General features: G+C 66.3%; 24 protein-coding genes. 13 read left to right on the forward strand and 11 right to left on the reverse strand.

Annotation, left to right across the window (positions count from 1 at the left end; genetic code table 11):
- Window positions 1-5: 5 nt before the first annotated feature.
- Entirely contained in the window at window positions 6-1,193 is a 1,188-nt protein-coding gene (gene lptF / locus KDJ86_RS08995) for an LPS export ABC transporter permease LptF (RefSeq protein WP_291744834.1), read from the reverse strand.
- A gap of 229 nt (window positions 1,194-1,422) precedes the next feature.
- Between lptF and KDJ86_RS09000 the strand changes: the two genes are divergently transcribed.
- From KDJ86_RS09000 to KDJ86_RS09010, 3 genes are read left to right on the forward strand one after another with little or no spacing between them, the layout of a single operon-like run.
- Window positions 1,423-2,913, forward strand: coding sequence for a leucyl aminopeptidase (locus KDJ86_RS09000; protein WP_291744836.1), 1,491 nt, complete (start codon window positions 1,423-1,425; stop codon window positions 2,911-2,913).
- A 7-nt stretch (window positions 2,914-2,920) separates the two neighbouring features.
- Window positions 2,921-3,370, forward strand: a complete 450-nt coding sequence (locus KDJ86_RS09005) for a DNA polymerase III subunit chi (protein ID WP_291744838.1) — start codon at window positions 2,921-2,923, stop codon at window positions 3,368-3,370.
- Window positions 3,367-3,990, forward strand: a complete 624-nt coding sequence (locus KDJ86_RS09010) for a class I SAM-dependent methyltransferase (protein WP_291744840.1) — start codon at window positions 3,367-3,369, stop codon at window positions 3,988-3,990. Before KDJ86_RS09005 ends, KDJ86_RS09010 begins: the two co-directional genes overlap by 4 nt.
- A 2-nt stretch (window positions 3,991-3,992) precedes the next feature.
- Here KDJ86_RS09010 and KDJ86_RS09015 read toward each other — a convergent pair whose 3' ends face one another.
- Complete coding sequence (locus KDJ86_RS09015) at window positions 3,993-5,885, reverse strand: ABC-F family ATP-binding cassette domain-containing protein (RefSeq protein WP_291744841.1); 1,893 nt, start codon at window positions 5,883-5,885, stop codon at window positions 3,993-3,995.
- Between the two features lie 318 nt (window positions 5,886-6,203).
- Here KDJ86_RS09015 and rsgA point away from each other — a divergent pair, with 318 nt between their 5' ends.
- From rsgA to KDJ86_RS09035, 4 genes are all read left to right on the forward strand, one after another.
- Window positions 6,204-7,268, forward strand: coding sequence for a ribosome small subunit-dependent GTPase A (gene rsgA / locus KDJ86_RS09020; RefSeq protein ID WP_291744843.1), 1,065 nt, complete (start codon window positions 6,204-6,206; stop codon window positions 7,266-7,268).
- 72 nt (window positions 7,269-7,340) lie between these two features.
- On the forward strand, window positions 7,341-7,862 hold the full coding sequence (locus tag KDJ86_RS09025; RefSeq protein ID WP_291744844.1) for a hypothetical protein: 522 nt from the start codon (window positions 7,341-7,343) through the stop codon (window positions 7,860-7,862).
- A 12-nt stretch (window positions 7,863-7,874) separates the two neighbouring features.
- Entirely contained in the window at window positions 7,875-8,333 is a 459-nt protein-coding gene (locus tag KDJ86_RS09030; RefSeq protein ID WP_291744847.1) for a cupin domain-containing protein, read from the forward strand.
- Window positions 8,334-8,404: 71 nt separating this feature from the next.
- Window positions 8,405-9,532 (forward strand): calcium:cation antiporter, encoded by a 1,128-nt coding sequence (locus tag KDJ86_RS09035; RefSeq protein ID WP_291744849.1) that lies wholly within the window; start codon window positions 8,405-8,407, stop codon window positions 9,530-9,532.
- A gap of 41 nt (window positions 9,533-9,573) precedes the next feature.
- On the opposite strand, the gene KDJ86_RS09040 is transcribed toward KDJ86_RS09035, so the two are convergent.
- The gene (locus KDJ86_RS09040; RefSeq protein ID WP_291744850.1) at window positions 9,574-10,089 is read right to left on the reverse strand and encodes a DinB family protein; all 516 of its coding nucleotides are present in this window, start codon (window positions 10,087-10,089) and stop codon (window positions 9,574-9,576) included.
- A gap of 49 nt (window positions 10,090-10,138) precedes the next feature.
- On the opposite strand from KDJ86_RS09040, the gene KDJ86_RS09045 reads away from it, so the two are divergent.
- On the forward strand, window positions 10,139-10,633 hold the full coding sequence (locus KDJ86_RS09045; RefSeq protein WP_291744852.1) for a hypothetical protein: 495 nt from the start codon (window positions 10,139-10,141) through the stop codon (window positions 10,631-10,633).
- Between the two features lie 23 nt (window positions 10,634-10,656).
- On the opposite strand, the gene KDJ86_RS09050 is transcribed toward KDJ86_RS09045, so the two are convergent.
- From KDJ86_RS09050 to katG, 4 genes are all read right to left on the reverse strand, one after another.
- A complete protein-coding gene (locus KDJ86_RS09050; protein WP_291744853.1) occupies window positions 10,657-11,247 on the reverse strand; it encodes an OmpA family protein in 591 nt (196 codons plus the stop codon).
- A gap of 49 nt (window positions 11,248-11,296) precedes the next feature.
- Entirely contained in the window at window positions 11,297-11,713 is a 417-nt protein-coding gene (locus tag KDJ86_RS09055; protein ID WP_291744855.1) for a cysteine rich repeat-containing protein, read from the reverse strand.
- Between the two features lie 123 nt (window positions 11,714-11,836).
- Complete coding sequence (locus KDJ86_RS09060) at window positions 11,837-12,481, reverse strand: DUF502 domain-containing protein (RefSeq protein ID WP_291744857.1); 645 nt, start codon at window positions 12,479-12,481, stop codon at window positions 11,837-11,839.
- Window positions 12,482-12,689: 208 nt separating this feature from the next.
- On the reverse strand, window positions 12,690-14,882 hold the full coding sequence (gene katG, locus KDJ86_RS09065) for a catalase/peroxidase HPI (protein WP_291744858.1): 2,193 nt from the start codon (window positions 14,880-14,882) through the stop codon (window positions 12,690-12,692).
- 150 nt (window positions 14,883-15,032) lie between these two features.
- Here katG and KDJ86_RS09070 point away from each other — a divergent pair, with 150 nt between their 5' ends.
- From KDJ86_RS09070 to ndk, 3 genes are all read left to right on the forward strand, one after another.
- Window positions 15,033-15,965, forward strand: a complete 933-nt coding sequence (locus KDJ86_RS09070; protein WP_291744859.1) for a hydrogen peroxide-inducible genes activator — start codon at window positions 15,033-15,035, stop codon at window positions 15,963-15,965.
- A 75-nt stretch (window positions 15,966-16,040) separates the two neighbouring features.
- The gene (locus KDJ86_RS09075; protein WP_291744860.1) at window positions 16,041-16,397 is read left to right on the forward strand and encodes a hypothetical protein; all 357 of its coding nucleotides are present in this window, start codon (window positions 16,041-16,043) and stop codon (window positions 16,395-16,397) included.
- Window positions 16,398-16,603: 206 nt separating this feature from the next.
- Window positions 16,604-17,026 (forward strand): nucleoside-diphosphate kinase, encoded by a 423-nt coding sequence (gene ndk, locus KDJ86_RS09080; protein ID WP_291744861.1) that lies wholly within the window; start codon window positions 16,604-16,606, stop codon window positions 17,024-17,026.
- Window positions 17,027-17,077: 51 nt separating this feature from the next.
- Here the strand turns inward: ndk and KDJ86_RS09085 are convergent, their stop codons facing one another.
- Genes KDJ86_RS09085 through pgsA form a run of 3 tightly spaced genes read right to left on the reverse strand, consistent with a single transcriptional unit; the run spans window position 17,078 to window position 18,433 of the window.
- Window positions 17,078-17,551, reverse strand: a complete 474-nt coding sequence (locus tag KDJ86_RS09085) for a molybdenum cofactor biosynthesis protein MoaE (protein ID WP_291744862.1) — start codon at window positions 17,549-17,551, stop codon at window positions 17,078-17,080.
- Window positions 17,544-17,795, reverse strand: coding sequence for a molybdopterin converting factor subunit 1 (moaD, locus tag KDJ86_RS09090; protein WP_291744865.1), 252 nt, complete (start codon window positions 17,793-17,795; stop codon window positions 17,544-17,546). The genes KDJ86_RS09085 and moaD overlap by 8 nt, the downstream gene beginning before the upstream one ends.
- Window positions 17,792-18,433 (reverse strand): CDP-diacylglycerol--glycerol-3-phosphate 3-phosphatidyltransferase, encoded by a 642-nt coding sequence (gene pgsA, locus KDJ86_RS09095; protein ID WP_291744871.1) that lies wholly within the window; start codon window positions 18,431-18,433, stop codon window positions 17,792-17,794. Before pgsA ends, moaD begins: the two co-directional genes overlap by 4 nt.
- A gap of 124 nt (window positions 18,434-18,557) precedes the next feature.
- Here pgsA and KDJ86_RS09100 point away from each other — a divergent pair, with 124 nt between their 5' ends.
- Together KDJ86_RS09100 and KDJ86_RS09105 are read left to right on the forward strand one after the other, a co-directional pair.
- Window positions 18,558-18,929, forward strand: a complete 372-nt coding sequence (locus KDJ86_RS09100; protein ID WP_291744866.1) for a diacylglycerol kinase — start codon at window positions 18,558-18,560, stop codon at window positions 18,927-18,929.
- A 64-nt stretch (window positions 18,930-18,993) separates the two neighbouring features.
- On the forward strand, window positions 18,994-19,965 hold the full coding sequence (locus KDJ86_RS09105) for a glycosyltransferase family 2 protein (protein ID WP_291744867.1): 972 nt from the start codon (window positions 18,994-18,996) through the stop codon (window positions 19,963-19,965).
- 10 nt (window positions 19,966-19,975) lie between these two features.
- Here the strand turns inward: KDJ86_RS09105 and KDJ86_RS09110 are convergent.
- Window positions 19,976-20,754, reverse strand: a 779-nt coding sequence (locus KDJ86_RS09110; protein ID WP_291744869.1) for a helix-hairpin-helix domain-containing protein, incomplete at its 5' end; no start/stop codon positions are given.

Consider the following 20,754-nt stretch of genomic DNA (forward strand, 5'->3'; position numbering starts at 1 on the left):
GATGCTCAACCGCCGCTTGTCGCTACCGAAGCCACGGGGATTCGCAGCATGCGCTTGACCCGTACCGTGACCTTGTCGCCGAAGATGAGGAGCTTCTCCGGCGGTCGCGGCTGGATGCCCATCAGGATCAGGGTGACGCTCGCTCCGATCATGCCCAGCGGCAGCAGGAAAAGGGCGATCGCGGCGATCATGCTCTCCCCCGAGGCAACGCTGAGCGTGAAGCTCAGCCCGGCTATCGCCAGCGCCGAGCCGCTGGCCATGGCGATGGTCGTCGACCGGCTCTGCCGCGTGGTTTCGGCCTGGCTCAGGAAGACCAGCGGCAGGAGGGCGAAGACCATCGCGTTCAGCGGCGTCGCGAACCGCGTATAGAGCTCCTGGCGGTAGGTCTCGGGCTTCCGCTGGTAGTATTTGTCATTCGCGTCGGGGTCGAAGAGATAGAAGGTGGGCCGCTCGCGCGGGCGATAGGGCGGTGCCTCGCTCTTGCTGGAATAGGTCGAAAGATCGAAGGCGTAGGAGGAGAACTGGATGATCGAGATCGTCTTTTCCTTCTCGTTGCGCCGCTGGATCGTACCGTCGCTCATCACCAGGAAGACGCCGATCTCGCTGTCCAGCACCGCGCCGCGTTCGGCGAGATAGACCACGGTCTCGTCGGAATCCCGGCTGTCGGACATGAAGATCCCGCGCAACGTCCCGTCCGGAGCGCGCTGGCGGAGCTGGAAGACGAGGTTGTCCTCGAGCTCGATGAATTCGCCCTCCTTGAGGATCGACGTCAGGACATTGCCCTGGACGTTGGTGATGGTCTCGCGCCAGAGGCGGAGCGAGAGCGGGGAGAGATAGAGCGTCATGCAGGCCATGAAGACCGTCACGCCGACGGCGAGCATCAGCACCGGCTTGAGCAGCGACCATTGCCGCGTGCCCGTCGAGTTGATGACCGCCAGCTCGGACCCGTCATTCAGGCTGTTGAACGTGTAGATGACGGCGATCATCACCGCGACCGGCGCCACGACGGTGGCGAGCGGCGGCAGCAGCAGCAGCGTCACCTGGAAGAAGGTGATGAGCGTCTGGCCCATGGCGGAGACCAGGTCGAACTGGCGGAGCGCCTGGGTCAGCCACACCGTCGTGGTCAGAGCAACGAGGCTGAGAACGAATGCGTAGACCAGTTTCGAGAAGATATAGCGCTCAATGAGCTTCATGCGTTCGGGTCCGAAGGGCTCTGGCCTGTCCGTAGCGGCGATTATGGTCCGAATGCGGGGCGAAGCAACCGCCCTTGAAGCAGCGTCGGCTTGTCGGCCTTCGCCTTAAACTGCCCGAAATCCCTTGCTTTTGTCGGTCTCCTTCGCGAAGAGTGCTTGCTTCTCAGACGCAAACCCCGCGTACCTGCTTCCTTGCGACGCATGTCCGCCAACGCCGGTGATTCCTTCGATGACCGTTCCGACCACCTTCTCCTTCGCCAAGCCCGGCCGCAAGCCGACGGGCACCGTTGTCGTCCTTGCCGGTGCCGATCTCCTGCTCGGGTCACAGGCAAGAGCGCTTGGCGTTACGGATCTGATCATCCGCGCGGCGGCGACCGCCTCCTTCACGGGCAAGGCGATGGCGACGCTCGACCTGCTGGCGCCGGCGGGGACCGATTTCGACCGGCTGATTGTTGTCGGAACCGGCAATCCGGCCGGTCTCAGCGAGTATGACTGGCTCCGCCTCGGCGGAGCGGCCATGGGCGCGCTGGGGCGGGCGAAGTCGGTCATGGTCCTTGCGGAACGGCCCGACGGGAAGAGGCCCGCCCCGGGCCAGGTAGCGGACTTCGCCCTCGGCATGCGGCTCCGCGCCTATGCCTATGACAAGTTCAAGACGGGGAAGAAGAGTGCCGGGGCCGGCGCATCGAAGGCCGCGATCACCATCACCTGCGCGGATCCGTCCGGCGCCCGCAAGGCGTGGTCGGCGGCGGAGGCGATCGGGGAAGGCGTGGTGCTGGCGCGCGACCTGGTGAACGAGCCCGCCAACCTCCTCGGTCCGGTCGAATTCGCCCGCAAGGCGAGCGAATTGAAGAAGCTCGGCGTCAAGGTCCAGATCCTCGCCGAGCCGGAGCTGAAGAAGCTCGACATGGCCGCGCTTCTCGGTGTGTCGCAAGGCTCGTCGCGGCCGCCGCGGGTCGCGGTGATGCAGTGGCAGGGCGGCAAGGCCAAGGACGCGCCGGTCACCTTCATCGGCAAGGGCGTCGTCTTCGACACCGGCGGCATCTCGATCAAGCCCGCTGCCAATATGGAGAACATGAAGGGCGACATGGGTGGCGCGGCCACCGTGGTCGGCCTGATGAAGGCGCTGGCCGGCCGGAAGGCCAAGGTCAACGCGGTCGGCATCATCGGCCTTGTCGAGAACATGCCGGACGGCGCCGCGCAGCGCCCGGGCGATATCGTCACGGCCAAATCCGGAAAGACGATCGAGATCATCAACACCGATGCCGAGGGGCGGCTCGTCCTCTGCGACCTGCTGACCTATGCCGAGGAACGGTTCAAGCCGAAGCTGATGGTCGACCTGGCAACCCTGACCGGCGCCATCCTCGTGGCCCTCGGCAACTACTATGCCGGCATGTTCGCGAACGACGACGGCCTTGCCGAAGCCCTGCTGACGGCCGGCAGGGAAACCGGCGAAGGCGTCTGGCGGATGCCGCTCGATCCGGAATACGACAAGATGATCGACTCGAAATTCGCCGACATGAAGAATGTCGGCGGCCGCTATGCCGGGTCGGTCACGGCCGCGCAATTCCTGCAGCGGTTCGTCGAGAAGACGCCCTGGGCGCATCTCGACGTCGCCGGCACCGCGATGGATTCGCGGCAGACCGAGATCAACCAGTCCTGGGGATCGGGCTGGGGCGTGAGGCTGCTCGATCGGATGGTCGCCGACAGATACGAGACCTGACCGGCAAATGTCCGAGGTCCTCTTCTACCACCTCGACCGCCAGCCACTCGAAAGGGTGTTGCCCGGACTGCTTGAGAAATGCATCGAGCGCGGCTGGCGCGCCGTCGTCCAGTTCGGCTCGGAGGAGCGGCTCGATGCGATCGACGCGCATCTGTGGACGTGGCGCGACGACGGCTTCCTGCCGCACGGCACGGCCAAGGACGGCCATGCCGCGCTGCAGCCGGTGTGGCTGACGGCCGGCGACGACAATCCGAACGAGGCGACGGTGCGCTTCGTCGCCGACGGGGCGGCGCTTCCCGATCCGGCGGGCTACCAGCGGGTGGTGATGCTCTTCGACGGCAATGACAACGACGCCGTCGACCGCGCCCGGTCGGCATGGAAGGAAGCCAGGACGGCCGGTCACGAGACCACCTACTGGCAGCAATCGGAGCGCGGCGCGTGGGAGCGGAAGGGGTGACGGAGGGGCCGCTGCCGGCGGTGAACCGCTTCGAGACGCTCTACGAGAACGCCCATGGCGATCCCGAGCTGGTTCCCTGGGCCGACCTCAGGCCGAAGCCGGCGCTGGTCGAATGGCTCGCGGCGCATCCGGGCGAGGGGCGGCCCGCCCTCGACGTCGGCTGCGGCCTTGGCGACAACGCGGAAGCGATCGCGGCCGCCGGCTATGCGACGACGGCGTTCGACATCTCCGCCCGTGCGGTGAGTTGGGCGAGGGAGCGGTTTCCGGCGAGCCCGGTCGACTATCTGCGGGCGGATCTCTTCGATCCACCGGACGGGTGGGCCGGCGCCTTCGATCTGGTCCACGAGTGCTACACGGTCCAGGCGCTTGAAGGGGCGATGCGTCGGAACGCCATAGCGGCCATCGCGTCCTTCGTCGCGCCTGGCGGGCGATTGCTGCTGATCGCGCGGACCCGCGAGGAGGGCGCCGAAGCCGACGGACCGCCCTGGCCGCTGATGCCGTCCGAGATCGCCGCCTTCGACCGGCTCGGCCTGAACCGGGAGAGCGAGGATCACTTCGAGACCGAACGCCGCGGACGGCTGGTGCCGCACATCCGTGCGAGCTTCAGGCGGTCCGGCTGACGTCAGGCCTGGGCCGCCTCGAGATCGGCCGAAAGCCTGAGCCAGAGGTCTTCCGCCTCGTCCAGCGCCCTGGTCGCGTCGGACCGGGCACGGGCATGCTCGGCCGCGGCCGCGCCGTCGCCGTCGCCGTCGTACAGCGCCCCGTCAGCCAGCCGACCGTCGAGGGCTTGAATCTCTTTCTGAAGATTCGAGACCAGGGATTCGGTTTCCTTGATCCTTTTGCGAAGCGCCGCCGTCTCGCCACGCCGCGCGGCGGCGCTGCGCCGCCGGTCCTGTGCGACGGTCTTGCGGTTCTGCGGCGCCTCGTCGGAACGTGTCTTCTTTTTTCGCGGCCCCTCGACGACCAGACGCCGGTAGTCGGCGATGTCGCCGTCGAAGGGCTCGGTCGTTCCGTCGGCGACCAGCCAGAGCCGGTCGGCGGAGGCCTCGATGAGATGCTGGTCGTGGGTGATCAGGATAACCGCGCCGGAATAGTTGGCCAGCGCGTGGACAAGCGCTTCCCGGCTGTCGATGTCGAGATGGTTGGTCGGCTCGTCGAGGATCAGCAGATGCGCGCCGTCGAAGGTCGCGAGCCCAAGCAGGAGGCGAGCCTTCTCGCCGCCCGACAGGCTACGCGCCGGCGTATCCATCTTGGTCTTGACGAAGCCCATCGCGCCGACACGGGCGCGGACCCGCGCCTCTGTCGCGTCCGGCATCAGTTCGCGGACATGGTCATAGGCCGTCTGTTCGGGCTTCAGCTCGTCGAGCTGATGCTGGGCGAAATAGGCGACCCGCATGTTGTGGACGCGCTTCATACGGCCAGCGAACGGCGCCAGCCGCCCGGCGATCAGCTTGGCGAAGGTCGACTTGCCATTGCCGTTGGCGCCGAGCAGGGCGATCCGGTCGTCGTCATCGATCCTGAGATCGAGACGGGTGAGGACCGGCCGGTCGGGCTCGTAGCCGACCGAGACATCCTCCATCGCGACGATCGGCGGCGACAGCTTCTTCGGCGGCTCAGGGAAGGAGAAGGGAAGGAGGGTGGAATCGGCGAGCACCGTGATCGGCTGGAGCTTCGCCAGGGCCTTCAGCCGCGACTGGGCCTGCCGCGCCCTCGACGCCTTGGAGCGAAACCGCTCGACGAAGGCTTCCATGTGGCGGCGCTGGTCTTCCTGCTTCTTCTTCAGCTTGAGCTGGAGCGCCTGCTGCTCGCGCCGCTGCCGGTCGAACTGGTCATAGCCGCCGCGATAGTGGGTGAGCTTGCCGGCATCGAGATGGACGATGCCGTCGACCGCCTTGTTGAGCAGGTCGCGGTCATGGCTGATCAGGAGGACGCTGCGCGGATAACGGGCGAGATAGCTCTCCAGCCAGATCGTGCCTTCAAGGTCGAGGTAGTTGGTCGGCTCGTCGAGGAGCAGCAGGTCCGGCTCGGCGAACAGCACCGCGGCGAGGGCGACGCGCATCCGCCAGCCGCCCGACAGCGCCGAGCATGGGCCGGCCTGGGTCGCCCCGTCGAAGCCGAGCCCGGAGAGGATGATGGCGGCGCGCGCTTCCGCCGAGTGCGCATCGATATCGGCGAGCCGGGTCTGGATGTCGGCGATGCGATGGGGATCGGTGGCGGTTTCCGCTTCCTCGATGAGCGCCGCCCGCTCGGTATCGGCTGCGAGCACCACGTCGATCAGGGCGTCATCGCTGCCCGGCGCTTCCTGGGCGACCTGGCCGATCCGGGTGCGCTTCGGCATCATCACCGCTCCGGTCTCCGGAGCGATTTCGCCGGTGATCAGCTTGAACAGTGTGGTCTTGCCGGCGCCGTTCGGCCCGACCAGGCCGGTTTTCGTCCCTTCGGGCAGGGCAACCGTCGCGTGGTCGAAAAGGAGGCGGGGTCCGATCCGATATGTGAGGTCGTTGATGTGAAGCATGGCGGCAGCGTTTTGCCGCGCCGCACAAGCAAGGGCAAGTGCGATGTTGAAATCAGTGGCCGCCGCGGATAGATGAGGGGCGTCGAAAGAAAGCGAGGGAGCCGGTTTTATGACAGCCATTGTGTGCCGCCGGGCTGGCGAGCTCGTGCGCGGACTGTCCCGCTAGGGGCCCGAAGAGCGCGTCGACAGGCGGGTGTCACGACAAGGACCCGCTTTTCATCTCGACCAGCCGGAGCCTGAACCGCGCGCTGCCGACGATCGGCGGCGGGCTGGTGCCTATGCTGCCCCGTGTATCCGGGGCGAACTGGTCGAGACAAGATGAACACAGGATCGAACGACCTCGCCGGCTTCGGCTGGTCGAACTTTTTTCAATCGCAGCTGAGCGCGGATGACCATGCCAGGACGGTTCCGGCACGGGTCATCGCCGGGCATCGCAACGGGCTCGATGTCGCCAACCCCGCATTCACCGAGCGGGTGCCGCTGCTCTCCACCGAACCGGACGACGAGGAGGGGCGGGCGACCGTCGGCGACTGGCTGCTTCTCGACGAGGGGAGCCATGTTCCGGTCCGGCTCCTCGATCGCAAGACCCTGTTCAAGCGGAAGGCGGCGGGTGTCGACCGCCGGGTGCAGCTCATCGCCGCCAACGTCGATACGCTGCTGGTCGTGTCGTCCTGCAACCAGGACTTCAATCCCGCCCGTCTCGAGCGCTACCTGGTGCTTGCCCGCGATGCGGGGGTGATGCCGGTCATCGTCCTGACCAAGGCCGACCTGACGGACGACGCCGAGCCTTTCCGGCGGACAGCGGAGAAGCTGATGCCGGGGCTGCTGGTCGAATGCATCGACGCGCGCAGTCGTGCGGGCGTCGCGCCGCTCCTCGAATGGTGCGGCGCGGGCGAGACGGTGGCCCTGGTCGGGTCGTCCGGTGTCGGCAAGTCGACCCTCGTCAACACGCTGGCCGGGGATACGATCCAGGCAACCCGTGGGATCCGCGAAAGCGACTCGCATGGCCGGCATACGACGACCGGCCGCTCGCTCCATCGCCTCGATACGGGCGGCTGGCTGCTCGATACGCCGGGCATGCGCGAACTCCAGCTTCTCGACGCGGGGGCCGGGGTCGAGGAGCTCTTCGGCGATATCCTCGACCTGGCGGCGGATTGCCGGTTTTCGGATTGCCGGCACGAGACCGAGCCCGGCTGCGCGGTCGTGGCGGCTGTGGAGGCCGGGACCCTGGATGCCGACCGGTTGCAGCGATTCCGCAAGCTCGCCGCCGAGGAAGCCCGGAATTCCGAGGCGATCGCTGACAGGCGGGCACGCGAGAAAACCTTTGGCAAGCTTGTGAAAGCGGTGATCAAGGAGAAGAAGGGGCGTTGGGAGCGACCTTGATGCTGCCCTATAGTGATGGCAACCGGCGTATCCGGTTGCCATCCGGGTCAGCCCCGGCAGGGAGGAGATTTCATGAGGACGAGACTGTTACCGGCGTTTGTCGCCCTCGCCGCCCTTGCGGGCCCGGCCGCCGCCCAGACCGCCGAAGAGGCCGTCGCCTATGCGTTCCTGGGCCTCGCCGATGGCGCCAGGATAGAGCGCTCCGGCACGACGATGGCCTGGGTCGAGTCCGGCTCTTCGCCGGCCACCTTCGACGGCGAGGTGGTGATCAACGGGCGGAAGGACACGCTCCATTTCACGGTCAAGGCGCTCGAGGATTGCCGATACGAGATCACCCTCGAGGGGCCCGGTTACCTCGTGCCGGGCGGCAACAGGCTGTTCGGCCGCGTGGACCTGGAGGAGATTGAGGGGGTCACGCTCGCCGCCGACGGGATGACGACCAGGATCGACGGGATCGGATTCTGCGAGACCGGGCAACGCAATCCGACCTGCATGTCGATCCCGGGGGCGGATTTCTTTGGTACAGTCGATCCGGAGCGTCACAAGGAGGCGCTGGCCTTCCTTCGCGAGGAAGTCTGCACGAAAACGAACTGAGGGGAGGCGCATGTGACGGACTGGAAGACCAACGGTGTCAAGGTGATCCCGGGCGATCAACTCGACGCCAATACGGCCCAGACGCCGGGAATGGACAGGGCCGCCGCGATCAACCTGGCCCGGGTCGGCGCACAGAAGATCTGGGCCGGAACCGTGTCGATCAGGCCCGACGCCAAGACCGGAGCCCATCACCACGGCGAGCTCGAAAGCGTCATTTACGTGGTCCGGGGAAAGGCGCGGATGCGCTGGGGCGAACATCTCGAATACACCGCCGAAGCGGGGCCGGGCGATTTCATCTTCGTGCCGCCCTACGTCCCGCACCAGGAGATCAACGCATCCGCCGACGAGACGCTGGAATGCGTCCTCGTCCGCAGCGACAACGAGGCGGTGGTGGTCAACCTCGACATAGAACCCGTCGAGAAACCCGAGAAGGTGGCCTGGGTCGATCCGATCCATAAGGCCCCTGATTGAGCCGTCTTTCGGGGTTTCAATCCGCGCGGTCGTAAAGCATGCTGCGGGCGAATCCGGAGACCCGCGGCGCCATGCTTTCCCTCATCCGTTCCGAAGCGGCTTTCATTGTAGGTGCGGTCACCACGGTCATCCTGATGACCGTCGGGGCGCCGTGGTTCTACAGGCTCGACAACCCGCTGATCCTCATCGGCCTGTTTGTCTGGGTCTTCGTCGTGATGGTGCGGTGCGCCTTCGGGGTGGTCCGTCACGCCGACAGCCTCGCCGAGCTCCTCGGCGAGCCTTACGGCACCCTGATCCTGACGATCTCGGTGATCGGCATCGAGGTGTCGGTGATCGCCGCGCTGATGCTGAACGGCAACGCCGAGCCGACCCTGGCGCGGGACACCATGCTGGCCGTGGTGATCATCGTGATGAACGGCATGGTCGGATTGTCGCTTCTGGTCGGCGGCTTCCGTCACAAGGAGCAGGAATACAATCTTCAGGGTGCGCGGGCTTTTCTCGGCGTATTGCTGACCCTTGCGACCGTGTCGCTCATCCTGCCGAATTTCACCACATCGACACCCGACGGCAGCCTGACGCCCCTGCAGTCGATCCTCTTCGCGTCGATGACCCTGGCGCTCTACGCCACGTTCCTTGGGCTTCAGACGACCCGGCACCGGGCCTATTTCGACCAGCCGACGGCGGCGGCCGCCGGCAGCGGCGCGCCGGGCGAGGACGATCACAAGAAGCATCATGACCTCGAGGTGCGAAGCGTGCCGTATCACGCGGTGTTTCTGATCCTCACTCTCCTGCCGATCGTGTTGCTGTCAAAGAAACTCGCCGCCCTGATCGATTTCGGCCTCGATGCCTTTTCCCTGCCCCATGCGCTTGGCGGTGTGCTCGTCGCGATCCTGGTCCTGACGCCGGAAGGTGTCGCGGCGCTGAAGGCCGCTGCCCTGAACCACCTCCAGCGCTCGGTGAACATCTGCCTCGGATCGGCGCTGGCGACGATCAGCCTCACCGTCCCGGCCGTCGTCGCGATCGGCCTCCTGACCGGAACCCATGTCGAGCTCGGGCTCGAGGGCACCGAGATGGTTCTCCTGATCCTGACCCTGACCCTCAGCATCCTGACCTTCGGCGCCACACGCACCAACATGCTGCAGGGCGCCGTGCACCTCGTCGTCTTCTTCGTCTATTTCGTCCTGATCTTCGATCCCTGACGCCGGGATTCAGGCCGCAGGTGGGGATCGTTTCGGCGACGTCAGCCGAGTCCGATGCCGGTCTCGCGCTGGAACATGATCAGATCCAGCGATGGCATGGCGCCGTTGCCGGCGGCTTCGGTCACCAGGCAGTGCGCCTGGCCGCGATGATGCGTCTGGTGGTTGAAAAAATGCGCCAGGGCCGGTGACAGCGGCTGGGTGACCTGGCGCGGATTCGTGATGGTGCGATAGGTGAAGGTCGAGGCGATGGCGGGCTCGCTCAGGGTGTCGATGTAGGCGACGATCCTGTCGTCTTCCCGGCGCCTCGCCGTCTCGAGGGCGTCGAGCTCGTCGTAGGGAATTTCGTCGAGCCTGGCATGGACGGGGCCGTCACCGGTGAAGCGATGCATCCAGATACGGTCGGTGACGACCAGATGGTTCAGGGTCCGGTGCAGCGAGCCGAAGAAGGCACCGCGATCGGCCCGGTAGTCGGCATCGGACAATGATCGGGCGGCGGCGTAGAGCCGCTGGTTGGCCCAGCGGTTATATTGGGCGAACATCGCAAAATGGGCTTTCACATTGACCTCGCTTGGTGTGCCGGGGTCCACAACCCGCTGGAGGAAGGCAATGAATACGCCATTGTCGCGCAAAATCGCCGTTGCCGCGATCTCGCTTGGAATCATGGCGGTCCGTGGTGGCGGCGCGAGCGCCGACGAAGGCGGGTTCTGCGGCCGGTTCACGCTCGTCGGTGGTGAGAAGGAGGTGGCGTTCGTCGATGAGGGCGCGTCCGGCGCGAGCATCGGCGATACCCGCGCCGGCTGGCGCATCCTCAACGACGAACAGGGAGAGCCGGTCGGCGAGGTTCATTTCGTCGCGACCGTCACCAGGGTCGCCGCGAGCGGCGATACCGTGGTCGGCGACTATGTGGTGACGCTGCCGAAGGGCTGGCTGACCGCATCGACCCTCTACACCCGGAGCAGCGCAACCGACGTCAGTCAGCGCGCCGGCAACGCCAGGCTCGCCGTTACCGGCGGCGTCGGCCTCTATCGCGATGTCGCGGGCGAGATCGAAATCGAGGCGGGCGACCAGCCGCGCTACCTCTTCGACCTCGACTGCGACTGACGGCGCTTCGGGGCAAGCCCGGCTCAGCGGGGACCGATATTGATCAGCTGGACGCGGCGGTTGATCGCGGCGTCCGGATTGGCCGGATCGGCCGGCTGCTCCTCGCCGACGCCGAGTGCAACGAGCTGGTCGGGCGGCACGCGGAACGTCGTGACCAGCATCTCCATGACCGCCTCGGCGCGGCGCTGGCTGAGCTTGAGGTTGTAGTCCCGCGATCCCTTGGCGTCGGTGTGGCCGATCACCGCGAAGCGGGAGGTGAGGAGAAGCGGGTGATGGAGGCCGTCGGCGATAAGGCCGACCGTCTCCCAGGACGAGGGGCGGATCCAGTCGGAATCGAAGTCGAACTCCACCTGGACGGTGAGGTTCGGATACTTGGAAAGGGCCTGCAGCACCGGCATGGGCCGGGCCGCCGATTCCGTCCCTTCGACCTGGATGCGCTCGAACAGCGCCTTCTGGATCGCGGCGACGTCGAAGCCCGCGGCCTGCATCGCCGGACCGGTCTCGACCAGGCTGTTGATGATGTCGGCCTCGGTGAGCGTGCCTTGCGCGGAAGCGATGGTGGCGGACAGCAGCAGGCCGGTTATCGCGACGGCGAAACGATTGGGCTTGATCATCAACGGTTCTCCGCGAGAACGGGTTTGCGACGGGCTCGGGTGATCGGGATCAGTCCCAACCGGCGTCGGTCAGGGCCTGTTTGCACTTCTTGGAGACGCCGCGATAGATGTCGGGCCGGATGAGGCAGCGCAGGACGCGGGCATTCCCTTCGCGGAACTCCGAGCAGTGCCGTCTCGCATCATTGGCGCAAAGCGAGGGTGCCGCCGCCTGGGCCTCGGCGCGTTTCGCGATCAGGTCGAAAACGACCTGGACCGTCGCGATGCAGTTCGGCGAGACGTCTGCCTTGTGCTTCGCCATGCAGGCCTGGATTGCGCCGCCACCGGGCTTGACGCCGCTGCAGTTGCGCTGGAGATCGGCGCCGCAAGCCGATGTCAGCGTCCGGATCGCCTGGCCATATCCGATCGTTTCGGCATGGAGGCCCGTCGCGCCCAGGAGGCCGCACAGGGCGAAAATGGCCGCCGCCATTCGATTTGCCATCCCAACTCCTCCCGTCTCCCGGCAGCCCGGCATTGCACGGCCAAGCCGATCATGCGCCGTGCCTAGCAGCCATGGCGCGACCCTTCAAGCGCGCGGCGGCCGGCCGACCGCTCAGCCGGTCGTGCCGATCGACTTCAGAGGCTCGACGGAGCCGCGGAACTTCCTCAGCCCAAGTCCCCATTTCGTGATGCAATTGGCGGCATCGCCGGCCGTGCCTTCGAGCAGCTGGACACGGGAGCGCTCGACGACATGGATCGCGCCGGCGGTCAGGATCGGAGCGGTCGGCACGAAGACGGTGACATAGCGATCGTCTTCATGGGCCGTATCCTCCATGACGAAGCCGAGGACCGCCGTGCCGGGTGCGCCAAGCGTTATCAGGGCCGGATGGTAGGAATCCTTCTCGGTGGCCATGCCCTTCATCAGGCCGGAAATGATTTCGTAGCCGGGAACGAGATCGCGAATGCGATTCTCGACCTTGGCGAAGGAGACCGCACCGATCCGGGTGGTGATCAACAATCCGAACCCGTAGCAGATCGCGACCACCGCAACGATCGCCAGAACCAGCAGCAGGATCAGGTTCAGGACCGGGTTGGCTCCGAGGTGGGACATCAGCGGCGCCAGCACCTCCTGGAAGACCGAGTAGACCGTGTAGAGGAGGTAGCCGATCGCCAGGATCGGAAGCAGCGCGACGGCCCCGAGAATGAGCCGGGTGCGGGTTCGCGCGATGAAGGGCTTCTCGGGCGTTGCATCACTCATGGGCTTCGATCCTTGGCCGCTGTCGGGCGAATGCGCGGCCCCATCTTCGGCGATCGGGAGACGGCCGGCAATCCGATCGGTGAAATGGATGACCGGTGCGACGCTGAAACGAAAGCGGCACCGGTGTTCCCACACCGGCGCCGCTTGATGCCGGATGGCCGGCCTTGTCGTTTGGCGGGGCCCTGACGAAGCCCCGCCGGGCCGGAACTCAGGCGAGGTCGAAGCGATCCGCGTTCATCACCTTGTTCCAGGCGGCGACGAAGTCATGCACGAACTTCTCCCGCGCATCGCCCTGACCATAGACCTCGGCGAGCGCGCGCAGTTGCGAATTCGAACCGAAGACGAGGTCGACGCGGGTAGCGGTCCACTTGGGTTCGCCGCTGGCGCGATCACGACCCTCGAATTCCTCCCCGGCGCCCGAGGTCGCCTTCCACTCCGTGCCCATGTCGAGCAGGTTGACGAAGAAGTCGTTGGTCAACGCGCCGGGGCGGTCGGTGAAGACGCCGTGCCGGGAGCCGCCGACATTCGCGCCGAGGACACGGAGGCCGCCGACAAGAACCGTCATCTCCGGCGCGGTCAGCGTCAGCAACTGCGCCTTGTCGACGAGCAGCTCCTCGGCCGTGACCGAGTAGCGCGCCTTCTCGTAGTTGCGGAAGCCGTCGGCGATCGGCTCGAGCACCGCGAAGGATTCGACATCGGTCTGCTCCTGGGTCGCGTCGGTGCGGCCCGGCGCGAAGGGGACCTCGACGTCGTGACCGGCGCTCTTCGCGGCCTGCTCGATGGCGGCGGCGCCGCCAAGCACGATGAGGTCGGCGAGCGACACCTTCTTGCCACCCGACTGGGCGTCATTGAAGGCCTGTCTGACGCCCTCGTAGGTTTCCAGCACCTTTGCGAGCTGTTCCGGCTGGTTGACCTCCCAGTCCTTCTGGGGTGCAAGCCGGATACGCGCGCCATTCGCGCCGCCGCGCTTGTCGGAGCCGCGGAAGGTCGAGGCCGAGGCCCACGCGGTCGAGACGAGCTCGGCGACCGACAGCCCGGAAGCCAGGATCCTCGCCTTGAGGTCCCTGATGTCGGCCGCGTCGATCAGCTCGTGATCGACGGCGGGGATCGGGTCCTGCCAGATCAGGTCCTCGGCCGGGACTTCCGGGCCGAGGTAGCGCGACTTCGGACCCATGTCGCGGTGGGTCAGCTTGAACCAGGCCCGGGCGAAAGCGTCGGCGAACTGATCCGGATTCTCGTAGAACCGCCGGGAAATCTTCTCGTATTCCGGGTCGAAGCGGAGCGAGAGGTCGGTGGTCAGCATGGTCGGCTTGCGATGCTTCGACGGATCATGCGCGTAGGGCATCGACTCCGGGGCGTCCTTCGCCACCCATTGCTGGGCACCGGCCGGGCTCCTGGTGAGCTCCCACTCGTAGCCGAACAGGTTCTCGAAGAAGTTGTTGCTCCACCTGGTCGGCGTCGTGGTCCAGGTGACCTCGGGGCCGCCGCCCATCGTGTCGTCGCCCATGCCGCTGCCGAAGCCGCTTCGCCAGCCGAGGCCCATCTCCTCGAGCGGCGCCGCCTCCGGCTCGGGACCGACAAGCGCCGGATCACCGGCGCCGTGGGTCTTGCCGACGGTGTGTCCGCCGGCGATCAGCGCGACCGTCTCCTCGTCGTCCATCGCCATGCGCGCGAAGGTCTCGCGGATGTCTATGGCCGCGGCGACCGGATCCGGATTGCCGTTCGGTCCCTCCGGGTTGACGTAGATCAGGCCCATCTGCACGGCGGCGAGGGGATTCTCGAGATCGCGCTCGCCGGTATAGCGCTTGTCGTCCAGCCAGGTGTCCTCGGTGCCCCAGTAGGTGTCCTCTTCCGGCTCCCAGACATCGGCGCGGCCGCCGGCGAAGCCGAAGGTCTTGAAGCCCATCGATTCGAGCGCGACGTTGCCGACCAGGATCAACAGGTCGGCCCAGGAAATCTGGTTGCCGTATTTCTGCTTGATCGGCCAGAGCAGGCGCCGCGCCTTGTCGAGGTTGACGTTGTCCGGCCAGCTGTTGAGGGGCGCGAAGCGCTGCTGTCCGGTGCCGCCGCCGCCGCGGCCGTCGCCGGTGCGATAGGTGCCGGCGCTGTGCCATGCCATCCGGACGAAGAGCGGGCCATAGTGGCCGAAATCGGCGGGCCACCAGGGCTGCGAATCCGTCATCAGGTCGGTGAGGTCCTGCTTGAGGGCGGCGAGATCGAGTTTCTTGAACGCCTCGGCATAGTCGAAGGCCGGGCCCATGGGATCGGGCAGGGAGGAGTTCTGATGAAGCATCTTCAGGTTCAGCTGGTTCGGCCACCAGTCACGGTTCGACCGCATCCCCATGTTGGTGACCCCGTGCACGACCGGGCATTTGCCCGCGTCATCAACCTTTGCGTCCATGATTCTCTCCGGTGGCTTCCTGGGTTTTTCGGATCATGCGCCGTCGTCGTCCCGGGCGGGGCGGCGGCACCCTGACTGGAACCGTGACAGAGTAGGGCCATAAAATCCAATCATATTGACTGAGGTCAAGAATAAGGTTTTCTTATTGCGATGATCTCCTTCAAACAGCTCCGCTATTTCGACCTGCTGGCCACGATCGGTCATTTCGGCAAGGCCGCCGATCGGGCCGGCGTCACACAGCCGGCGTTGTCGATGCAGATCCGGGCCCTGGAAAAGAGCCTTGGCGGCCCGCTGGTCGAGCGCGGGGCGGCCGGGGCGCGGCTGACCGTGCTTGGCGAACAGGTCGCTGCCAGGGCCGCCAAGGTACTCGCCGGCGTCAGGGATATCGAGGAGCTGGCTTTCGCCAATGGCGGAACGCTGAGCGGCACCCTCCGCCTCGGCATCATCCCGTCGATCGCCCCGTTCCTGTTGCCGTCGCTGCTCGGGCTCGCCACCGAACGCTTCCCGGACCTGCGCCTGTCGATACGCGAGACGATCACCGGGACCCTGGTCGATGAAATCACGGCCGGCGAACTGGACGCGATCGTTGCGAGCCTGCCGCTCGACCACGAGGACCTGGAGGAGGCGGCGGTCGTCGAGGATCGCTTCCTCCTCGCCGCACCGGCGCATTCGCCGCATGCCGAACGGTCGCCGGCAATGGCCGACCTGATTTCGGCCGATGAGCTTCTCCTGCTCGAGGACGGCCACTGCCTTCGCGACCAGGCACTCGCGGTCTGCCATGCCATCGATCCGGCGCGACTGAGAGGTTTCGGCGCGACGAGCTTTCCCACGCTGCTGCAACTCGTCGCCGCCGGACACGGATTGACGCTGCTTCCGGAGATTGCCGTCAACGCCGGCGTCGTCAACGACCCGCGGCTCCGCGTGAATCGCTTCGCCAAACCCGAGCCCAGCCGCATGATCGGACTGGCCTGGCGCCGGAGCTCGCCGCGCAGCCGCGATTTCGCGGCGCTCGCCGGACTGGTTGGCGAGGCGGCGACCGCGAAGACCGCGACGGAGCCATTGTCGCCAGGCGAAGCCGCCTGAATACGGTCGGCCGGGGGTTGTCCCCAACCACCCGGCTCCGCCAGTATGGCGCCGTTGTCAAACGGGAGAGATGCGATGATCGTCAGGACCCTCATGGCGGCGGCATGCCTGCTGCTGTTTTCCGGCCTGGTATCGGCCCAGGACATCGGCGGCCGCTACCGGGTCGAGGGCACCAATTTCGATGGATCGCGCTACACCGGAATCGCCGTCATCAAGGTGACCTCGAAAAGCACCTGCAACATCGCATGGGACACCGGTTCGACCGCCAAGGGCATCTGCATGCGCAACGGCACGAGCTTCGCGGCGTCCTACGTGATGGGCAAGGCGATCGGGCTGGTGATCTACCGGATCAACACCGACGGCTCGCTCGAAGGGCTGTGGACCGTGGCAGGGGAGGACGGCGTCGGTACCGAGACCCTGATCCCGCAATAGGTCTCGGGCGTCGCGATCCGGTGTGGTGCGGGGTGGGCGTCGCGCGCGCCGCCGCTGATCCCGGCGGCGATGGTCGCGTCGCCCGATGGCGGCGTGCGCGCGGTTGGAATCCACCGGGGTTCGGCACCTCGCTTTGACCTTGTCGGGACCGGGGCCGGCGGCTATACAGCCGCCACATTTCCAACAGTCGCACCACAGGAGAGACCATGGCCCTCGAACGGACCTTCTCGATGATCAAGCCGGATGCAACGGCGCGTAACCTCACCGGCAAGATCACCGCGAAACTGGAGGAGGCCGGCCTCCGCGTCATCGCCAGCAAGCGGGTGTGGATGAGCCGCAAGCAGGCCGAGGGCTTCTACGCCGTCCACAAGGGACGTCCCTTCTTCGACGAGCTCTGCGACTTCATGTCCTCGGGCCCGACGGTCGTCCAGGTGCTGGAGGGCGAGAACGCCATCCTGAAGAACCGCGAAGTGATGGGCGCGACCAATCCGGCCGACGCCGCCGAGGGCACGATCCGCAAGGAGTTCGCCAATTCGATCGGCGAGAATTCGGTCCACGGCTCGGATGCGCCGGAGACCGCCGCCGAGGAGATCGCCTACTGGTTCTCCGGCATCGAGATCGTCGGCTGATCTTCAGGGACAGCCGGCCCCGCCTCAGGGGCCGGGACATCTCGCGGCTACCTAATCGGATGACGACCAGCGCCTGACCGCCTGGTCGTCATCTTTTTTTGCCTCGACCCAGCCGCCCTCGGCGTCGGCGAGATGCTCCTTCTTCCAGAAGGGGGCGCGCGTCTTGAGGAAATCCATCAGGAAACCGGCCGCCGAAAACGCCGCCTGCCGGTGGGCCGAGGCGGCGACGACCAGCACGATATTCTCGCCCGGCCGGATGCGCCCGAAGCGATGGATGACCGTCAGACCGATAAGCGGCCAGCGCCCGGCCGCTTGGTCGGCGATGCGCCGTATCTCCGCCTCGGCCATGCCGGGATAGTGCTCGAGCTCCAGCGCCTGGAGGCGGCCGTCCTCGTCGCGGCAAAGGCCGGTGAAGGTGACGATCGCACCGACGTTGGTGCTTAGCCGGGAAAGCATTGCCGTCTCGGTGGCGACGTCGAAATCGCCGGCCTGCACGCGCACATCGATATGCGGGCGGTCAGCCACCGGTCATTGGCGGGAAGAGGGCGACCTCCCGCGCCTCCGCAAGCGACGCATCACCCGCGACGTGGACGTGGTCGACGGCGACACGGATGACCGACGGCTCGGCCAGCGCGTATTCGTACTGCTCGCCGCGTTCCTTCAGCCAGTCGAGCAGCGCGCCGACGGTCGTCACCCCCTCGGGCAGGGCGACATCCTCCTCCGGCACTCCGATCCGTTCGCGTATCCACGCGAAATAGACGAGCTTCACGAATCCTCCGACAGCAGGTGACGGATACCGGCGCGGAAATAGTCGTAGCCCGTGTAGAGGGTGACGAGCGCGGATATCCAGAGAAGGAGGAGCCCGATATAGGAGACGATGCCGAGGCCGGAACCCAGGATATCGAGGTTCGGGAAGAGATTGTCGCCGGCCGATCCGGCAAGCAGGAAGCCGATCGCCACCATCTGGAGCGTCGTCTTCCATTTCGCCAGCCGGGTCACAGGGACGCTGACCCTGAGCTCGGCGAGGAATTCGCGCAGGCCCGACACCGAGATTTCCCGGGTCAGGATGACGATGGCGGCGAGCAGCGACCATCCACCGATCGTGTTGTCGGAGACCAGCAGCATCAGCGAGGTCGCGACCAGGAGCTTGTCGGCGATGGGATCGAGCATCCGCCCGATCGACGACTGCTGCTTCCACATCCGCGCCAGATAGCCGTCGAAGAAGTCGGTGACGCTCGCCGCGACGAAGATGGCGAGCGACAGCCAGCGGCCAAGGTCGTCCTGCAGGTAATAGGTGACGATGATCGCCGGCACCGCCAGGATGCGTCCGTAGGTCAGCAGATTTGGCAGCGTGAACGGATTTCCCGCTCGGTCGGATGTCGGTCGCAAGGCAGGCGTCTCGACCATGAAGAGTTCCGTTTCAGTCGACGGGTTCATGCACCCGGCGCCGAAGCTAAGGGAATCGGGTTAGTGTCGCGCGTCGTTCGAATCGATCGTCCGAGCCCCCGAAGAGCTCTCGGCCTTGTCGTCCATGCTAAAAGCCTTTCGACACGTCGTCCACGCCGCCGGCTACTCCCTGGCCGGATTCAGGCACCTTTTTCAAAGCGAACTGGCCGCGCGCATCGAAGCCGGGGCCGGTCTGCTTTCCGTCATCTGGCTGATCTTACTCGGCCGACCGGTACGGGACTATGTCATTCTGGCGATCATTTTTTGCGCCCTGATCAGCGTCGAGGCGCTGAACACGGCCGTCGAGCGGATCGTCGACCGGCTTTCGCCGGAGCTTTCCGATTTCGGCAAGGCCGCCAAGGACCTCGGGTCGGCAGCGGTTTTCGGAATGCTGGCGGCGGCCGGCATATTCCTGCTCGCTGTGACCGCCGACACCGCCGGCCTGATCGCCTTCTGACGGGCGTGGACTTCGCCGCTGCGCGGTCCTATAGCTCGCCGCTGGCGCCGGTCCCGAAGGTTGCATGAACGAGAAGAAGAAAATCCGCGTCGTCGTCGCTGCGGCAACCTGTCGCCGACCGCGCATGCTTTCCCGGCTGCTCGAATCCTACGAGGCGCTGCGCCGGCCCGACGATATCGACGTGATCTTCCTGGTCATCGACAATGCGCCCGAATTGCCGGTTCGGGATGTCGTCGAGGCGTGGCGCGGGAAGACCGGCCTCGACGCCCGCTATGTGCTCGAACGGGAGGCGGGCATCCCCTTCGCCCGCAACCGCGGCATCGACGAGGCCCTGGCCTATGGCGCGGATCTTCTCGCCTATGTCGATGACGACGAGACGGTCGACCCGGAATGGCTGGCCGCCATCGTTACCCACCAGCGTCGCGAGGGGTCGAACTTCGTCGGCGGCCCGGTCCGCTGCGTTCCGCCGGAGGAGACGACGTGGCTCGATCGCTACATCTTCACCGGCATCCGCCAGCGCTATCAGCGCAAGGAGGAAAAGAACGCCCGCCGCCGCCGCAAGGGAACCGACGGCGGCGTGACCATGATCACCAATAACTGGCTCTGCGACCTGGCCTGGATGAAGGCGAACGACATTCGCTTCGACATCGGGCTGCGCTATTCGGGCGGCTCGGATACGGCGCTCTATCACGCGGCCAAGCGCGTGGGCGCGACATCCTCGTGGTGCCCCGAAGCCATCGTCTACGAGACCGTGCCGAAAGAGCGTATCGGCATCGCCTACCAGTTCCGCCGCGCCCGCGATCAGGCGGCGACCAGCTTCTGGCGGAAAGCCGCGAAGGAAAGGCGCAGTCTTCCGGTCAATATCGCGACGGCCTTCGGCAAGACCGTGCTCGGCGGCTTCCTGTTCCTCATTTCGCCCCTGACGATGGGCAGGACATTGGTCGACGGCACGAGGCTCGTCGGATACGGGGTGGGCTACACGCTGGCCATGGCCGGCCGGCGCTCGCGCCATTACGAAGTGCTTCAGGGCGAATAGGGCGGGGCGCTCAGCCGCTGCCTTCGTGGAAGTGGTCGTAGATCGCCCGCGCGGTCTGTTCGGAAATCCCCTGTACCGTGAGCAGGTCCTCGACACTGGCCCGGCTCACGGCCTTGGCCGTGCCAAAGTGGTGGAGGAGGGCCCGCTTGCGGGTCGGGCCGACGCCGGCGACCTCGTCCAGCGGGTTGCGGGCCATGTCGATGCGGCGGCGGGTGCGATGCGAGCCGATGGCGAAGCGGTGGGCCTCATCACGGAGCCGCTGGACGAAGTAGAGGACGGGATCGCGCGGCTGCAGCATGAACGGCTCGCGGCCGGGCAGGAAGAAGGTCTCGCGGCCGGCATCGCGGTCCGGCCCCTTGGCGACGCCGACGACCGGCAGGTCGGATATGCCGAGCTCCTCGAGTACCGTCAGCGCCGCCGCGAGCTGGCCGCGGCCACCGTCGATGATCACGAGGTCCGGCCAGGAACCGAGGGTCTCCGCGTCGCGATCCTCGTCGCGCGGGCCGGCTTCCTTGAGGAGGCGCGAGAAGCGGCGGGTCAGCACCTCGCGCATCATGCCGTAGTCGTCGCCGGGAGTGATGTCCTCCGAGCGGATGTTGAACTTGCGATAATGGCTCCTGGCAAAACCGTCCGGCCCCGCGACGATCATCCCGCCGACCGCGTTGGTGCCCATGATGTGGCTGTTGTCGTAGACCTCGATGCGGCCGGGTGGGCCGGCGAGACCCAGGCATTCGGCAAGGCCGGTCAGCAGGGCCTTTTGCGATGCGGATTCCGCCAGCTCGCGTCCGA

It is taken from the genome of Bauldia sp., from assembly GCF_020442045.1.
Classification (GTDB): Bacteria; Pseudomonadota; Alphaproteobacteria; order Rhizobiales; family Kaistiaceae; genus Bauldia.

Excerpts from the sequence above, each read along its gene's own strand:
- lptF (WP_291744834.1), bottom strand. The coding sequence starts at position 1,193 with ATGAAGCTCATTGAGCGCTATATCTTCTCGAAACTGGTCTACGCATTC.
- KDJ86_RS09000 (WP_291744836.1), top strand. The coding sequence starts at position 1,423 with ATGACCGTTCCGACCACCTTCTCCTTCGCCAAGCCCGGCCGCAAGCCG.
- KDJ86_RS09005 (WP_291744838.1), top strand. The coding sequence starts at position 2,921 with ATGTCCGAGGTCCTCTTCTACCACCTCGACCGCCAGCCACTCGAAAGG.
- KDJ86_RS09015 (WP_291744841.1), bottom strand. The coding sequence starts at position 5,885 with ATGCTTCACATCAACGACCTCACATATCGGATCGGACCCCGCCTCCTT.
- rsgA (WP_291744843.1), top strand. The coding sequence starts at position 6,204 with ATGAACACAGGATCGAACGACCTCGCCGGCTTCGGCTGGTCGAACTTT.
- KDJ86_RS09025 (WP_291744844.1), top strand. The coding sequence starts at position 7,341 with ATGAGGACGAGACTGTTACCGGCGTTTGTCGCCCTCGCCGCCCTTGCG.
- KDJ86_RS09035 (WP_291744849.1), top strand. The coding sequence starts at position 8,405 with ATGCTTTCCCTCATCCGTTCCGAAGCGGCTTTCATTGTAGGTGCGGTC.
- KDJ86_RS09045 (WP_291744852.1), top strand. The coding sequence starts at position 10,139 with ATGAATACGCCATTGTCGCGCAAAATCGCCGTTGCCGCGATCTCGCTT.
- KDJ86_RS09050 (WP_291744853.1), bottom strand. The coding sequence starts at position 11,247 with ATGATCAAGCCCAATCGTTTCGCCGTCGCGATAACCGGCCTGCTGCTG.
- KDJ86_RS09055 (WP_291744855.1), bottom strand. The coding sequence starts at position 11,713 with ATGGCGGCGGCCATTTTCGCCCTGTGCGGCCTCCTGGGCGCGACGGGC.
- KDJ86_RS09060 (WP_291744857.1), bottom strand. The coding sequence starts at position 12,481 with ATGAGTGATGCAACGCCCGAGAAGCCCTTCATCGCGCGAACCCGCACC.
- katG (WP_291744858.1), bottom strand. The coding sequence starts at position 14,882 with ATGGACGCAAAGGTTGATGACGCGGGCAAATGCCCGGTCGTGCACGGG.
- KDJ86_RS09070 (WP_291744859.1), top strand. The coding sequence starts at position 15,033 with ATGATCTCCTTCAAACAGCTCCGCTATTTCGACCTGCTGGCCACGATC.
- KDJ86_RS09075 (WP_291744860.1), top strand. The coding sequence starts at position 16,041 with ATGATCGTCAGGACCCTCATGGCGGCGGCATGCCTGCTGCTGTTTTCC.
- ndk (WP_291744861.1), top strand. The coding sequence starts at position 16,604 with ATGGCCCTCGAACGGACCTTCTCGATGATCAAGCCGGATGCAACGGCG.
- pgsA (WP_291744871.1), bottom strand. The coding sequence starts at position 18,433 with ATGGTCGAGACGCCTGCCTTGCGACCGACATCCGACCGAGCGGGAAAT.
- KDJ86_RS09100 (WP_291744866.1), top strand. The coding sequence starts at position 18,558 with ATGCTAAAAGCCTTTCGACACGTCGTCCACGCCGCCGGCTACTCCCTG.
- KDJ86_RS09105 (WP_291744867.1), top strand. The coding sequence starts at position 18,994 with ATGAACGAGAAGAAGAAAATCCGCGTCGTCGTCGCTGCGGCAACCTGT.